Below are 15,458 nucleotides of genomic sequence, written 5' to 3' on the forward strand. Positions count from 1 at the left end.
TTACTTACCCTACGAAAGTTCGGCCACAAACGGCAATGCTGTGACCAGGCATTACGACAATCCTGGTATCCGAAGACGCTCTCGACAAAAAACCAAGACGCTAATAACTCGAGATTTGCTGCAAAAACCAGGGTGTTCATCAACCGAAGGCCCGCGCCAACAACGAGTTGGCACGGGCCTCGGGTGCGGTTATGGGCGCAAGAGTGAAGGGGCCGGCAGGCAGCAGCGCCGACGCTACTTGACGAACGCGGCGAGCAGGCTGGCAGCCTGTCGGTAGAAGGGCACGCGGGAATCCCTCTGCACCGCCTCGGCGAACTGCGGCATCCACTGCGCGGCGTGATCGGCCATGAACTCGTCCCAGGCCGCTTCGGGGGAGCCGCCGGGCAGATCGGCCGAGGCCACCACGTCGCCCGGCTCGGGGCCGTCGTCCTCGGCATCGAACTCGTCGATATCCTCGCCGATCTCACGGTATTCCGTGGCCTGCTCCCCAGTAGGGGCACCGTCGCCACCGGCCGCCACATCGGCCGCACCTTCCGCGTCCAGCGCATCGGCGGCGGCGCGCAGGGCTAGGTACTCCAGAAGTTCCAGCTCGGTCCATACGGCGTCCAGCGGCTCGTTGGTGCCCTCGGGGCGGCCCAAGCCGCAGCTCTTGCAGAAGCGCTCCACAGCCATGGAGTGCGGATTCACGAACAGCAGCGGCTGCACGCCTTCTGCCTGGGCGCGCCACACGCCCTCATAGGGGCTGCACACCGCCTGCGGAGCGCCCACGAACAGGCGCGTAGCCTCGGGGCGCAGCTCCTTCTGGATCTCGGCCGGATCGGGCAGCGCAGCGGCCTCGGCAGCACCGGGAGCCGCAGCAACGCTCCAGTTAAGTCCGAGCGCCCCGGCGATCTCGTCGGCAGCCTCGCCCCACTCCCCCGAGGCGATGGCATCGGCCAGCACGGTGTCCTCGGGATAACGGAACGACAGCGCCAATAGCTCGCACAAAGCCGCACGGGCCTGCCAGGTGTCAGCGGAAATGGTCATGGGGAACAGCGCCTCCTTCGGAAATAATTGTTTCTAGGAAAGAATAGCACAGTATCGCGAAGGTACTCGCCTTTACTTGGGCTTCCCCGTGGCGGATTAGCCCCAGTTTTCAAGTTTGCAAAATACGCTCACCGTGCTCTTGGCAAAACAGTAAAACAGAGAAGACCGCGCGCGCAAGATTCACCTCGGCCCCCTCAATATTGGGACTATCGCGGAAAGACAGGGGGATTCTCTGCGGTATTACCCGAGTCAAGTACGGGCGCATTCGGAACATTCGCGAGCTGCCGGGGCTCGACATCCGTGAGTTCAGCCCCTATCGCCAGCGCCTTATCCGCAAGGGCATCATCTCTGGGGAGGAGCACGGCTGCGTGCGGCTCCTCCTTCCGTTCTTCGACCGGTACATCCTGGCGCATTAAGACTTCGGCTAGAGAGGGCGGAACGAGCTCCCGCAAGGCCTCCGGGTCTTCATAATCTCAAAGCAATAATCTCTCCCTATCTACAACGTCAATAGCAAGCCCTCCGCATCTGGAGGGAGGGAAGATGCGGAGGGCTTTGATTGCAAATGGCCTCACATTGTTGAAAGACCATCAGAATCCATTTTTCTGCACGCTAGACGAGGTAATACACCGACGGAGTGGTCCCCTCTTCCGGAAGTAGCTGCTTATACTCGCGCGAAACGATAAGCTTTGAAACCTCGGACTCAGGATCGTCGAAATCGCCGAAGTAGCGCACGCGAGCGGGGCATACTTCAACGCAGGCGGGTTGCTCTCCGCGCTCCAGCCTATGCCAGCACATTGTGCACTTCTCGACCGTATTGCTTTGATGGACCGGGGCGGCCGCATCGCCCATCGCGAAATCGATTGCGTACTTAGGCTCGCCTTCGTTATACGAACGCACTCCTGTATAGGGACATGCCATCATGCACGACTGACAACCGATGCACGTATCACAATCTTGACGGACAGCTCCTGTATCGGGGTCTTTGAAAGTAGCGCCAACGGGACAGACTTCTACACAAGCGGGTTTTTCGCAATGCTGACAGGCAGTAGCGACGTTGTCCATGGTTAACGCAGGCTTCTCTCCAATCGCGGGATATACTCCCGAAGGCGTGTCGAGATTTTCCTTTCCCTCGGTTACTACACGGTTGTACCAAATTCCATCCGGGAGATTGTTTTCAACTTTACAAGCAACAGAGCAAGCGTTGCATGCTATGCAGCCCTTCATGTCGATAACATAGCCAAAACGCGTCATTATTCATCGCCCCCTTCATTCCACGGACGAACCTCGCAAACGACATCCATGAAGTTAGAGTTGACGCCGTACTCGTCGAACTCATTCGTGAGTAACTCGGACCATCCGCCCGCCTTGTGCTGCGAGCGCTGCCAGCCCTTCGGGTAAACCATCACCCCAGGACGCATGGCCTCGGAGTACACCGCCTTTGCCACCGCATGTCCGCGATCGTTGTAACAGTCCACATACGACCCGTCCTCAATGCCACGGGCCTTTGCGTCTTGCGGGTTGATCTTCACAATGGGTTCCGGATCAATCTCTCGCAGCATAGCCACGTTGTAGTACTGAGAGTGCACACGATAGCGCGGTCGCTCACTCATCAATTGAAGGGGGTATTTCTTCATAATGTCATTCTCGGACCAGGCTTCAAACGGGGGGAACCAATGAGGCAGCCTCTCCGCCTCATAACGTTCAGGACTCGGCACCTTCTCGCGAGGAGAACGCACCTGCGGATCCTCCTGATAGAACTCCAAGCGTCCCGTTGGAGTAGCGAAACCCGTTCCGTCCGGCCACGATACATGCGGATCAGCGACGTCGTAGCGCAAGTCTCCCTGCTCCTTGAGGGCGTCGATGGTCAACCCCCTAGCCACCCCGTCTTCTGTCTCGAGGATTTCTTTGATTGCCTCCTCATCCGTCATCTGGAAGTATTCGCCATATCCCAGCTCCTGAGCCAAAAGGCGCGCAATATCCGAGTCGCGCTTTGCCTCATAGGGAGGCTCTGCGCACTTCTCGTTGTAGTGGAGATTCCACGTCGGACCGTCAGTGCAGATGTCCACCTGCTCAAAATGCTGACCGCACGGCAATACCAGGTCGGAATAGCAGGCGGTGTCCGTCATCTGCGTGTCTACCGTAACCACATAATCCAGATTAGGCCAAACGTCATTTATGAGGGCATTAGTGTGGCACATGGTGTTATAGGGGTTTGCGCTCCAGATAAACAGCATCTTTATGGGGAAATCCTCGCCGATACGCTGCCCGGTCTTCATGACCTCCGGCAAGCTGAGAATACCTACTCCAGGGGTATTCTTGGGCTGAGGGCTGCTAAATGCGTAGTTCGTTCCGGTATAGACGGGATACGAATTGCCAAACGTAGAGCCAGGCTTGCACATGTTTCCCGTAAGAGCCGCCATGGTCATGCCGGATATGCAGACCTGCACGCCATTGCCATATGCAGTATTGCCATAACCCAGAAGGTGGGACACCGACCCGGCAATGCAGTAATCTGCAAGCTCCTCGATCGTCTCCTCCGTCAATTGGGTCATCTCTGCAACTCGCGACACAGGGAATTTGGCCACTTCATCGCGAAGAAGCGCATAGGCCGTCCTGCAAGTCACTCCGTCGAAATTGTACTCTGCATCCAAATCGGGAGCCGTGGCGTCATCGCAAGAGACCAGTTCGCCATTCTCTAGAACCATGCAAGGGTCGGCAGGGGCTTCCTCACCCGCTTCTTCGGCGAGAGCTTCGTCTGCCTTTGCGCTGCTGGGGTCGATGTCAGACAATCGCAGATACTTTCCCGTATCAGACCTCACCAGGAACGGTCCCACGGTGGACTTTGTCATAAATGCTACATCGACGGCTCCGCGCTCGACCACAATATTCATTATACCCATGAACAGAGCAGTATCTGCACCGGGACGGATAGGAACCCAAATGTCAGCCTTGGAGGCAAGCTGGGTGTAAATCGGGTCCACGACAATCAGCTTCGTACCATTTTGCTGCGCTTCTTTTATGAAATGCCAATGATGAACCTGGGCATCGGTGATGTTGGCGCCGTAAACCATGATAGTCTTCGAATTGAGAACATCACTAATCTCGTTGCACTCGTTGATGCCGCCATTGAAACGCCAGCCACCATAATAGCTGGCCATATCAGAATCTGCGCTAATGGAACAGGCGTCCAGGAAACTGAATAGACGATTGTACATAGCGTTTGTCAGCTGCCCGTAGTTGCCCGAAATGGACATGGTCGCCAGCGCCTGAGGACCATACTGCCCCTGATACTCCTTGATTTTCGCGGCTACTTCGCTAATAGCCTCATCCCAGCTAATGCGCTCCCATTCGCCGGCGCCACGCTCCGTGCCCTCAACTCGCCGAAGAGGGTACTTCAACCGCTCCGGATCGTTGATGCGATGAACATGCGACAGTCCTCGCTGACAGATACGCGAATAATGAGGATCGCTCACATAGTCCCGTCGAGAAGTCTTGACAACATGGCCATCGCGAACGTGCACGTTCATATGGCAGAAACCGAAGCAATTCGGTCGGCAGACACCGCGAAACACCTGCTCCTCCACTACGCCCGTTTCCGCGAGGTCAGATTCAGCTCCTCCCTCTTTTGCAGGCGCGCAACCTGCAAGTCCTGCGATTGCCGCAAGGCCAGCAGTAGCACCTGTGGACTTGAGAAAGCCGCGGCGCGTGAGCCCCGATCGGGCGCTCGTCGTTTGAGTCATTTCTCCTCCTCAGAAATTCCCATCCCCCATGGGCGAATCCGGTTGCATCGCTACATGCTGATGGGATTCCAACATAGTCTTCGAGAATCGGCCGGATTCTGATGGAGCCAGTCTGTCATACTCTGTCATAGGTTGTCAAGAGAAAATGTAGGACAATCTATGACAAAGAGGAGAAATCTTGTCGTAGCGGAAGAGAGCCCGCCGCAAGACGGCGGGAATCCCACCCTGGTCGCTAGCCCCTATCCCCTGACGCTAACGCATGCTCGACCTCGAGAAAGGGGAACGTCTTCTGCTTGAATTGATCGGTTAAGGCGAACATAACGGGAGCGCGGCCTTTGGTCTTCTCGACCACGCCAGCCTCGGCAAGGCGCCCCAGATACTTGCGCGTTTGCTGGGTCCCCACTTTCAACAAATCGGCCATCCGATCAACGGGGGCGTCATCGAACATGCCGAAGGCCGCCTGTTGGGCCAGGCCGAAGATGACCATCATCTCCTTCTGGTTGAAATCGCGCTCTTTCTCCAGCGCGCCGCAAGCCTCTGCGATCAGCTCATAACGCTCGCGCCCCTCTTCTAATCTCGCTATGAGCTCATCCTGCGCTTTCAAGATGAGCTGCATCATGGCGCTCACAAAGAACGTCAACTCTCCTCCATTAAGGGGGTTTTCCGTCACCTTGAAAGCCTGATAGTACGCTCCTTTGTTCTCAGCGAGAGCACGGGAAAGGGAAAGCGCCGTCGGCTTTGAGAGCGATTCCTCCAAAAAGAGCGAGAGTAGGTAACGACCCGTACGCCCATTGCCGTCGTAGAAGGGGTGGGCATATTCGAAAACATAATGGGACGCCAACGCCCCGTACAGAGCCGGAATTTCCTCTGACGACACCATGGCAAGCATCGCCTCCATGGCGTCAATGATAGCCTGCTCGGGATACAGACCGCTATGGACGGGCTTCACGCCGTCGGTTACGTACACTTCCTGGGCTCTGAACAAATCGCCATCGAGGGCGTCTTCCAAAGGCTCGCCGCTCATGACTCGGTCGTAGATAGAGCGTATGTCCTCGGGCGTTTGCGGCACATCGGGAGTCTGGAACGTCATATCCAAGTAGAGGTGCGCGAACTCGCGAAATCGCTTCTCCTCGGCACCTTTCTTAGGGGCCGCACGCAGCGCCTCCTCGATCTGACGCCGAGTGCTATGTATATTCTCGATGGCATTGCTGCTGATGACCTCGTCGAATACAAGGCTGCGCAGCACTTCATCCCCGGCAATCCCGGGAATCATCGACATGAGACGCGATACTTTGCGCTCTTTTCGCATCACTGTCTCCAGCAGCACCGAGAGCTCCCGGGGCGACGCGATGAACAACTCGCCGTTGGCCGCCTCGAAACCCAAGCGAAACGACGATGGAGCCTCGAGGCGCTGCCGCAAGCGCGCTCTGGCGTTCGACTCGCGTTCGGACGAAGCGTCCATGTGGTACAGCACGGAGAGTTCCTTATACTCCATCGCTCGCCTTTCATCTTTTTATCCGAATGGCCTCTTAGTATAAACAAGAGAAAACCGAAGGAGCCGTTATTTATACTTTTTCCTGAATCGTACAAATAAGAGGGAGGAGAAAGATGGCTTGTTTATCCTCTCAAAGAGAGAGGATAAACAAGCCATCCTGTGGCATGATGGCATTAGCCCTACTTCGCGGCCTTCACCAAGGCTTCGGTCATGTCGGGGTCGGTGAAACCCTCGCTGAAGGCGCTGGGGATGACGAGCGTACCGCCGGATTGCTTCACCGACTCGTAGGCCAGGTGCATGGTGCGCAGCCTCATGGCCTCGGGATCGTCCTCGTAGTTGGCGCTTGCGTCCTTCAGCATGGCGGAGATGTCGGCCTCCGCCTCGGCCAGCGTCATGCGGGCATCGCGCTCGCGGGCGGCAATGGCGCTGGCGGCCATAGACGACTGCAGCTCGCGCGGCACCACGATGTCGCGCACCTCCACATCGATGATGTCGATGCCCCATTCCGACAGCTTCTCCTCCAGGGCATCCTTCAACTCGGCGTCCAGCTGGTCACGCCGGCGGGCCACCTCGGCCAGGCTCGCGCGCCCAATGGCCTTGCGCAGCGTGGCCTGGGCCATCCACGACACGGCGCTCGCGTAGTCCTCAACCTCCATGGCGGCCTTCTTCGGCGAGAACACCATCCAGAACACCACGGCGTCCACGTTCACGGGCACGAGATCGGTGGTGAGCGTCTCCTCGGCGCCGAAGTAGGTAGCCGCCACGCGCTGGTCGATGCGCACCGTGTAGAACTCGATAATAGGCCAGGTGAACACGATGCCAGGCCCTGCCACGCGGTTGAAGCGGCCAAAGCGCATGACCACGGCGCGCTCCCACTCCATGACGATATGCACCGACGAGGCGGCCAGCGCGGCCGCCACCACGGCCGCCGCGAGGGCCGCAAGGCCGATGCCGCCGGCGACCACCTCGGCAACCGCCAGCACCACCGTCGCCGCTACGGCGAACACGATAATGGTGAACGTCACAGCACCGTTGCGCGAGGTACGGCTACGCCCCGTTTCCAGCCGCCCGCTCGTCTGCGGCGCCCTCGGCGGGGGCGTCGGGGAATTTGACGAGGCGTCCGCGCCGTGCTTCCTGCGTGTCATGTCCTGTTCCTCCGTTCTTGTCGCGCTTGGCCTTGGCCGCCACGAGGGCCGCCGTAAACTGCGCGTCGATATCTTCCAGCGAGAGCCCCAGTTCGGTGCAGCGCTGGAGGTACTCGGCGGTAAGCGCCTCGGCCATTACCGAGGCCGACACCCCCGGCTTGTCGGACACATCGGCCACGAACGCCCCCTGGCGCCGCTTCGAGACGATGTAGCCGTCCTCCTCCAGGCTCTGGTACACCTTGCTCACGGTGTTGTAGTTCACCTCCACCTGGGCGGCCAGGCCGCGCACCGTGGGCAGCTGGTCGCCCGGGAGGTAGAATCCCGAGGTAATAAGGTAGATGAACCGGTTCTTCAACTGCAGCCACACAGGCAGCGAGCTGGCATTATCCAGATCGAACAGATCTCCGGCCGGTATGGTGCGGCCTAGCTCAACCATAGGGAAGGCTCCTCTCGTTCTCCATCTTCCGTATATCCGCCGGCGGGGTTCGCGGCATGCGCGCTCCCGTCGGCTTCCACTTCCTGCAGCTCCAGCGGGCGCTGTTCGCCGGCTTCCACCACTGCCCAGCGCAGGCCCGCACCGCCCGCCAGCACGAGCGCCGCCAGCGCGACCAGGGCCACAGGCGGCACCGCGAATGCGGGCGCGGAGAAGGCGGCTGGGACGTCGACCTCGCGCAGCGAGCGCGCACCACCCGAACCGATCGCGCCGCTGCCACGCCGCCGCTCGCGCAACCAGAAGGCGGCCTCGATGGCGAGGGGCGCCGCCAGACCGCACAGCACGAAACCGCACCACCACGGCAGCGCTGCCGAGCCGTGCAGCAGACGCTCCACCGAGGCCGCCACGCCGGGATGGTCGCTTCCTGCGGCGCCAGCCAGAAACAACGCTCCGGCCAGCGCCTCAGCGCCCACCACGACGGCGTCGGACCGCAGAATCGCGCGGCCCAGTGCCACGGTGCGCCCGTCGGCCTCCACGAACAGCGCGCATCCCGCGACAAGGGCACAGCCGCACGACGCCGCCGACAGCACGAACAGCACCGGCACCCACCCGCTCGACCACAGGCGCACGCCGGCGAGCCCCTGCAACAGCAACCCGGCGTATACCGCCACCACAAAGGCGAGCGCTACGGCTGCCACCTCCAGCACGGCCACCGCCGCGCGCCCCACCCAAGGCAGGTACAGAAAGCGCACGAGAGCCAACGCAGCTCCTACCGTTATAAGCGCCGTCAGCGCCCAGGCACCCACGTTCATGAACGTGAAGCCCGGGGTGAAGAACAGCGCCAGCACGCGGTCGGCGCGGCCCACATCGGCAATCAAGCAGGCAGCACCAGCGACGAGCGCGGAGGCCGACGTAGCCGAAGCGTAGGCCACCAATCGCTCGGCTGGAGAGGTGTCTGCCACCGAAGCGGCCGATGCGGCCCCGCAAGGCGCTCGCACGACGAGGAGATCGACCAGGGAGGCCGCAGCAATGCCGCCGGCACCGGTACCGGCCAGAAACAGATAGGCTGCCACCAATTCCCCGAACACCGCGCTCCTCCCGCTCAATCGTCACGCTCAGTATGCCACAACCGTTCCCAAAAGGGTATGACAGAATGGGACAGGCCTTCGCGGTGCCGGAAACGTCGTGCGTGCCCGCGGGCGGCCTGAAGGTCGCCCCTACGGAGAGAGGAGAAATCGGATCGTTTGGCGCTTGCGGCCTGAAGGCCGCCCCTACGGGAGAGACAGGGCTGCCACTTCCCTATTCCACGCGGAGCATGCGGTAGCCGATGCCGACGTGGGTTTGCAGGTAGCGGGGGTTGGCGGGGTCGGGCTCAATTTTCTTGCGCAGGGTGGTCATGAACACGCGCAGACTGGGCAAATCACTGGCCAAAGCCTGACCCCACACCTCCTTCAGAATGTAGTTGTGGGTCAGCACCTTCCCCGTGTTGCGGGCCAGCAGGGCCAGCAGCTTGTACTCGATGGGCGTCAGGTGCACCTCTTCGCCATCGCGCGCGACCACATGGGAGTCGAAGTCGATGGAAAGGCTGCCGTTGCGGTAGACCTCGGGCGCGGCCGTGGCGGGCACGTCGTAGGCCAGACGCCGCAGGGCCACGCGCACACGGGCCAGCAGCTCGTCCACCGAGAAGGGCTTGGTAAGATAGTCGTCGGCGCCCGCATCCAGGGCCGCCACCTTGTCGGCGTCCTCCTGGCGGGCCGACAGCACGATAACGGGCATGCGCGACCAACCGCGCAGGGCGCCAATCACCTCCACGCCGTCGCGATCGGGCAATCCCAGATCCAAAATGACCAACTGCAAATCGGTCGCAGAGGTCAGCTCCATCAGCGCCGCGGTGGCCGTGGAAGCCTCGCGATGGGCGTAGCCATGCACATCCAGCGCCGTGGCCACCAGGTTGCGCACCGCCGAGTCGTCCTCCACCACCAGAATGGCACCCGCACCCTTATCGCTCATCAGCCTCGCCTCCTTCCGCAGGCAGCGCGGCCGCGGGCAGGCTGAACGCGAACACGCAGCCATGGGGGCGCGCATCGGTCAGGGTCACATCCCCGCCGTGAGCGCGCAGGATAGACCGACACAGCGCCAGGCCCAGCCCCATACCGCGCCGGGCATCGCCGCCCTCGGCACCCCCCGATCCGCCATGGTAGAACAGGTCGAACACCCGGGCCTTCTCGGCATCGGGAATGCCCGGTCCGTCGTCGGCCACCGCAATGATCACGCGATCGCCTTCGGACGCCGGCGCGCGGCGGGCGCTCAGGCATATAGACGACCCGGCAGGCGTGTAAGCCACGGCGTTGTTCACCAGGTTCACCATCACCTGCACCATCAGGCGACCGTCCATCTGCGCCATCAGGAACTCGTCTTCCACATCTACCGTCAGATGGTGCTCGGCGGCCCCGCGGCTGACATGACGCAACGCATCGGCGAAAATATCGGCCACCAACTCGGGCTGGCAGCGCACCTTCACGGCGCCGTCGTCCAGCCGGGTAACCGACAGCAAGTTCTCCACCAGGTCGATCAGCCACGTGGCATCCTCGTAGATGTCGGTCAGAAGACGGCGGCGCTGCTCGTCGTCCAGCGCGTCGGCCGAGGCCAGCAGCATGTCCGCATCACCCGATATGCTCGTGAGCGGCGTGCGCAAATCGTGGGAAATAGCCCGCAGCAGATTCGATCGCAGCGTCTCCTTCTCGGCCTTCACCGAAAGGTCACGGCGCTCGGCCGCCAAGGTCAGGGCCTGGGCCGCCTGCCCGCATTCATCCAGCAGCGCCACCAGCAGGTTGCGCTCGAAGGAGCCGAAGTCGTCGCAGTCGTCCTCCATCACCAGCCCCGCCACGCCGAACACGGTATCAGCCGTGCGGATGGGCAGGTACAAGCAGCGCGTCTCGCGCAGGGTGTCGGTAGTGGCCCCGGCCGGCTCGCCGTTAGCGGCCACCCACGCCGCCACCGCCGCCTCGCCCGGTGCTGTAAGGGCCGTCGAGGAGCCGTCGCCGCCGCCGGTACCCGGCACGTCGAACACCCGCGGGGGCCGCAGACCGCCTGGTGCGGCGGCGTCGGCCTGGTAGATGACCACCGGCCGGTCCAGAATCTTCACCACCTGGGCCGCCGCGGTTTCCAGGCACCCGCCCAAGGTGGCGGCCGCCTGCAGCTTGCGACTGCTCTCCAGCAGCACCTCGGTGCGATACGACCGTCGCGCCGCCATGGCCGCCTGGCGCTTCAGGCGAATGGCCAGCGACGAGGCCGCCAGCGTTCCTGCCAGCAGAAAGGCGAAGATCACCGGTGCGGAAAGACCGTAGGCATGGAAGGTGAAGCGCGGGGCCGTGAAGAAGAAGTTGTAGGCCACCACGCTGCCGAGTGCCACCAGCACCGCGTACAGGAAGCCGTCGGCGCGGGTGGCCAGCAGCAGCGCTACCAGCAGGTATACCATGAGAATGACCGAGGTAGCGGGACTGACGGCCCACGAGAGCGCGCCGATGGCCGTAGCCAGCGCCACCGCCGCCAAGGCGCGGCCCGCATCAGCCGCCGTGGGCGTGAAACCCGACCACGCGTGCAGCCGGCGCAGCACCGAGGGAGCGTCCACCGCCGGCACCACCGTCACCGTGGCCTCGGGCGCGGCCCGCATCACCCGCACGTCCACATCGAGCCGCCGCAGCCAGCGATGCCGGCTCGCCTGGGCGCCCACCACCAGCTGGCGAATACCGGACGTGGCCGCGTAATGCACGAACGGCATCACCGGGTCATCGCCCGACAAAGTAACTACCCGCGCACCCAGGTCCTCGGCCACCGCCAAGGCCGCGCGCAGCTTGGCGGCACCGGTCTGATCGCCCTCGCGCTCATCGGCGTCCTCCACCACCAGGGCCGTCAGCGTGCCGTGCAGCGCCTCGGCCAAATTCGCGGCCGCGCGCACCACCCGGGGCGCCCCATCGTCGGCAGTCACCAACACCAGCACGTCCTCGCCTACCTCGGCCCGCGGCACCGAGGTGCCCGTGCTGGCCCGTGTCAGACGGTCGGCGGCGCGACGCAGGGCGATCTCGCGCAAGGCGGCCAGGTTCGGCCGCGAGAAGAAGTGCGCCAGGGCCGTCTTGGCCCGCACCGGCGCGTACACCTTCCCCGCCTCCAACCGCGCAATGAGGTCGGTCGGCTCCAAGTCGACCAGTTCCACGGAATCGGCTGCGTCGAAGATGCGGTCGGGAATGCGCTCGGCGGGGGCCACCGCCGTGATGGCGGCGATCTTGTCGTTCAGCCCCTCCAGGTGCTGAACGTTTACCGTGGTGTACACGTCGATGCCGGAGCGCAGCAGCTCTTCCACATCCTGATAGCGTTTGCGATGGCGGCAGCCGGGGGCGTTGGTGTGGGCCAGCTCGTCCACCAGCGCTATCTGCGGGCGCCGCGCAAGCAGACCGTCCAGATCAAGCTCGCGCAGGGCGATGCCCCGATGCTGCACCGCCTGGGGCGGCAACACCTCCAGGCCGTCCAGCAATGCCAGCGTGTCGGCGCGGGTGTGGGGCTCCACATAGCCCACCACCACGTCGGCTCCCTCGTCCTGGGCGCGATGGGCTTCCTGCAACATGGCATAGGTCTTCCCCACGCCCGCCGCGTAGCCGAAGAACACCTTCAGCTTGCCGCGTCCCGACGGCGCCTCGGCCGACTCCTCCTCGCGCAACCGGGCGAGAATGGCCTCGGGGTCGCGACGGGCCTCGACCGCCTCTTCGCTGTCGCGCCCCTCGGCCACCGCCATCGCCCCTTCCGCTCATTGCTTACCGTTTCCGTCATCCTATCATCACGGCGCATCGCGATGGTTTCGCCGAGATAACAGTTGCGTTATGAGTTCTCGAGAATGCCGTCCAACATCAGATTCGCCTTCAGCACGTTCACGCGCGCGCAGCCCACCGCGCCCAGCAGCGGCTTTTCCGTGCAGGCGTGGATGATGCCGCGCACCTCGGCCTCATCGCGCCCCGTGGCCCGAGCAATACGGCCCACCTGGTACTCGGCGGCCGCCGGCGATATGTCGGGGTCGAAGCCGGAACCCGACACCGTCACCAAGTCACTCGGAACCGGAGCATCGCCTTGGTCGGGATGGGCCGCGCGCACCGCTTCCACGCGCTCGGCCACCCGCGCGGCGAACGCATCGCTGGCGGGGCTTACGTTCTCGGGGCCGTACCACAGAAGCGGGGCGCCGTCATCGCCGACGAAGGCCGCAGCCGTGGCCTCGGTGGGCCGCCCCCACAGATGCCCCTCGTCGCGGAAGGGCTGGCCCACCAGCGCACTACCGTACTTCACTCCATCCACCTCGATGATGGAGCCGTTGGCCTGCGCGGGGAAAGCCACCTGGGCCACCCCCGTTACCGCCAGGGGATACAGCACGCCGCACAGCACCGTGACCACGGCGAACAGCGCCAGGGCGCTTAACGCCAATCGCACCGCAGATGTTCCGTTCATGATTCGTCCTTTCCGTTCCCGTATCGAAGGTGCCAGCCCTAGGCCACGCCCACGGCCACCATCAGCATGTCGAGCGCCTTAATGGCCACGAAAGGCACCGCCACCCCGCCCAGGCCGTACACGGCCAGGTTGCGGGCGAGCAGGCTTTGGGGCGTGCCCTCGCGGTACCTCACGCCGCGCAGCGCCAGCGGAATGAGCGCCACGATGATGAGCGCGTTGTACACGATGGCCGCCAGCATCGCCGAGGCGGGGTTGGCCAGGTGCATCACGTTCAGCGCCTCCAGGCCCGGGTACAGCGGCACCAGAAGCGCCGGAATGACCGCGAAGTACTTCGCCAGGTCGTTGGCGATGGAGAAGGTGGTGAGGCTTCCGCGGGTCATAAGCAGCTGCTTGCCGATGCGCACGATCTCGATGAGCTTGGTGGGCGAGGAATCCAAGTCCACCATGTTGCCGGCCTCCTTGGCCGCCTGGGTGCCCGAGTTCATGGCCACGGCCACGTCGGCCTGGGCGAGCGCCGGGGCGTCGTTGGTGCCGTCGCCGGTCATGGCCACCAGATGTCCCTCGGCCTGGTAGCGGCGGATGGCCTCAAGCTTCGCCTCGGGAGTAGCCTCGGCAATGAAGTCGTCCAGCCCCGCCTCGGCGGCGATGGCCGCAGCAGTTAACGGGTTGTCGCCGGTGACCATGACGGTCTTGATGCCCATGGCGTGCAGGTCGGCGAAGTTCTCGCGGATGCCCGACTTGATGATGTCCTTCAGGTGGATGACCCCCAGCACGCGCCCGTCGCGGGCCACCACCAAGGGCGTGCCGCCAGATCGTGCCACCTCGTCGGCCAGGGCGGCCGTCTGGGTGCCGAACGTGCCCCCACGGCCTTCCACGTAGGCGCGCACGGCATCGGCCGCGCCCTTGCGTATCTCGTGGCCATCGAAATCGACCCCGCTCATGCGGGTTTGGGCCGTGAAGGGCACCACGGCAAAACCTGCCCCCGAAAGCGTACGCTCGCGAATGCCGAAGCGCTCCTTGGCGAGCACCACCACGGAACGACCCTCGGGCGTCTCATCGGCCAGGCTCGCCAGCTGGGCCGCGTCGGCCAGGTCGCGCTCGGTCACGCCATCCACGGGAAGGAAGGCCGCGGCCTGGCGATTGCCCAGGGTGATGGTGCCCGTCTTGTCCAACAGCAGCACGTCCACATCGCCCGCGGCCTCCACAGCGCGTCCGCTCGTGGCCAGCACGTTGGCCGCGTTCAGGCGGCTCATGCCGGCAATGCCGATGGCCGACAGCAACGCGCCGATGGTGGTGGGCGCCAGGCACACGAACAGCGCCACCAGCGAGGTCAGCCCCACGGGATTCGCCTCGCCGGCCTCGGCCGCCGCAAACGAGCTGAAAGCATACAGCGCGGTGGACACCGCCAAGAACACCAGCGTCAGCGCAATGAGCAGCAGTTCCAGAGCGCGCTCGTTGGGGGTCTTCTTGCGGGCCGCCGACTCCACCATGGCGATCATCTGATCGAGGAAGCTGTGGCCCGGCTCGGCCGACACGCGCGCCACCAGCCAGTCCGAAAGCACCGTGGTGCCGCCGGTCAGCGCCGAGCGGTCGCCGCCGCTCTCGCGCACCACCGGAGCCGACTCACCCGTGATGGCGCTCTCGTCCACACTGGCAGCCCCCAGCACAATCTCGCCGTCGGCCGGCACCGCCTCGCCGGCCAGCACCACGTATACCTGGTCGCGCTTCAGCTGGGCCGAGTTCACCGCCTGGCTGCGCTCGCACAGAAAGCCAGCGGGGTCGTCGGCCGCGGCGGCCTCTTCCACCAAGGCCGCATTCACCACGCGGGCCTGCACATCGCGCTTGGCCGAGCGCAGGGCATCGGCCTGGGCCTTCCCGCGGCCCTCGGCCAGCGCCTCGGCGAAGTTGCCGAACAGCACGGTGGCCCACAGCACCACGCTCACCGCCGCAATATAGCCAGCCGGTGCGTCGGAGATACCGCCCAGCGCCAGCACGAACAGGGCCGTGGTCAGGCACGCCGAACAGTACACCATCAGCATCACGGGGTTCTGCGCCTGGCTCGCCGGCGCCAGCTTGGCGAACGCGTCGCGCACCGCCCGCTTCGTTTCCATCTTCATTGCAACCGCCTC

11 protein-coding genes are annotated in these 15,458 nt (G+C 63.6%); all 11 read right to left on the reverse strand.

Going from position 1 to position 15,458, the window contains the following annotated elements:
• Window positions 1–234 precede the first annotated feature (234 nt).
• Window positions 235–1,026 (reverse strand): TorD/DmsD family molecular chaperone, encoded by a 792-nt coding sequence (locus tag VIN30_RS07445; protein WP_338210495.1) that lies wholly within the window; start codon window positions 1,024–1,026, stop codon window positions 235–237.
• Window positions 1,027–1,635: 609 nt separating this feature from the next.
• A complete protein-coding gene (locus VIN30_RS07450; protein ID WP_326424887.1) occupies window positions 1,636–2,277 on the reverse strand; it encodes a 4Fe-4S dicluster domain-containing protein in 642 nt (213 codons plus the stop codon).
• Window positions 2,277–4,766, reverse strand: coding sequence for a molybdopterin-containing oxidoreductase family protein (locus VIN30_RS07455; protein WP_326424888.1), 2,490 nt, complete (start codon window positions 4,764–4,766; stop codon window positions 2,277–2,279). The genes VIN30_RS07450 and VIN30_RS07455 overlap by 1 nt, the downstream gene beginning before the upstream one ends.
• A 232-nt stretch (window positions 4,767–4,998) precedes the next feature.
• On the reverse strand, window positions 4,999–6,123 hold the full coding sequence (locus VIN30_RS07460) for a Fic family protein (protein ID WP_338210497.1): 1,125 nt from the start codon (window positions 6,121–6,123) through the stop codon (window positions 4,999–5,001).
• Between the two features lie 317 nt (window positions 6,124–6,440).
• A complete protein-coding gene (locus tag VIN30_RS07465) occupies window positions 6,441–7,406 on the reverse strand; it encodes a slipin family protein (protein WP_338210499.1) in 966 nt (321 codons plus the stop codon).
• Window positions 7,309–7,842, reverse strand: coding sequence for a GntR family transcriptional regulator (locus VIN30_RS07470; protein ID WP_338210501.1), 534 nt, complete (start codon window positions 7,840–7,842; stop codon window positions 7,309–7,311). The genes VIN30_RS07465 and VIN30_RS07470 overlap by 98 nt, the downstream gene beginning before the upstream one ends.
• Entirely contained in the window at window positions 7,830–8,927 is a 1,098-nt protein-coding gene (gene nrfD / locus VIN30_RS07475) for an NrfD/PsrC family molybdoenzyme membrane anchor subunit (protein WP_338210503.1), read from the reverse strand. The genes VIN30_RS07470 and nrfD overlap by 13 nt, the downstream gene beginning before the upstream one ends.
• Before the next feature lie 211 nt (window positions 8,928–9,138).
• Window positions 9,139–9,849, reverse strand: a complete 711-nt coding sequence (locus tag VIN30_RS07480) for a response regulator (protein ID WP_338210505.1) — start codon at window positions 9,847–9,849, stop codon at window positions 9,139–9,141.
• Window positions 9,839–12,628: an ATP-binding protein gene (locus tag VIN30_RS07485; protein WP_338210507.1), complete on the reverse strand. Its 2,790-nt coding sequence runs from the start codon at window positions 12,626–12,628 to the stop codon at window positions 9,839–9,841. Before VIN30_RS07485 ends, VIN30_RS07480 begins: the two co-directional genes overlap by 11 nt.
• Before the next feature lie 83 nt (window positions 12,629–12,711).
• Window positions 12,712–13,329, reverse strand: coding sequence for a K(+)-transporting ATPase subunit C (gene kdpC / locus VIN30_RS07490; RefSeq protein WP_338210518.1), 618 nt, complete (start codon window positions 13,327–13,329; stop codon window positions 12,712–12,714).
• A gap of 38 nt (window positions 13,330–13,367) precedes the next feature.
• Window positions 13,368–15,446 (reverse strand): potassium-transporting ATPase subunit KdpB, encoded by a 2,079-nt coding sequence (gene kdpB / locus VIN30_RS07495; protein WP_338210519.1) that lies wholly within the window; start codon window positions 15,444–15,446, stop codon window positions 13,368–13,370.
• Window positions 15,447–15,458: the final 12 nt, after the last annotated feature.

The sequence above is a fragment of the Adlercreutzia wanghongyangiae genome, assembly GCF_035989245.1.
Lineage (GTDB): Bacteria > Actinomycetota > Coriobacteriia > Coriobacteriales > Eggerthellaceae > Adlercreutzia > Adlercreutzia wanghongyangiae.

What these genes read in the sequence shown, in the direction of transcription:
- kdpC (WP_338210518.1), bottom strand. Translation starts at nt 13,329, where the DNA reads ATGAACGGAACATCTGCGGTGCGATTGGCGTTAAGCGCCCTGGCGCTG.
- VIN30_RS07485 (WP_338210507.1), bottom strand. Translation starts at nt 12,628, where the DNA reads ATGGCGGTGGCCGAGGGGCGCGACAGCGAAGAGGCGGTCGAGGCCCGT.
- VIN30_RS07465 (WP_338210499.1), bottom strand. Translation starts at nt 7,406, where the DNA reads ATGACACGCAGGAAGCACGGCGCGGACGCCTCGTCAAATTCCCCGACG.
- VIN30_RS07455 (WP_326424888.1), bottom strand. Translation starts at nt 4,766, where the DNA reads ATGACTCAAACGACGAGCGCCCGATCGGGGCTCACGCGCCGCGGCTTT.
- kdpB (WP_338210519.1), bottom strand. Translation starts at nt 15,446, where the DNA reads ATGAAGATGGAAACGAAGCGGGCGGTGCGCGACGCGTTCGCCAAGCTG.
- VIN30_RS07480 (WP_338210505.1), bottom strand. Translation starts at nt 9,849, where the DNA reads ATGAGCGATAAGGGTGCGGGTGCCATTCTGGTGGTGGAGGACGACTCG.
- VIN30_RS07445 (WP_338210495.1), bottom strand. Translation starts at nt 1,026, where the DNA reads ATGACCATTTCCGCTGACACCTGGCAGGCCCGTGCGGCTTTGTGCGAG.
- VIN30_RS07450 (WP_326424887.1), bottom strand. Translation starts at nt 2,277, where the DNA reads ATGACGCGTTTTGGCTATGTTATCGACATGAAGGGCTGCATAGCATGC.
- VIN30_RS07470 (WP_338210501.1), bottom strand. Translation starts at nt 7,842, where the DNA reads ATGGTTGAGCTAGGCCGCACCATACCGGCCGGAGATCTGTTCGATCTG.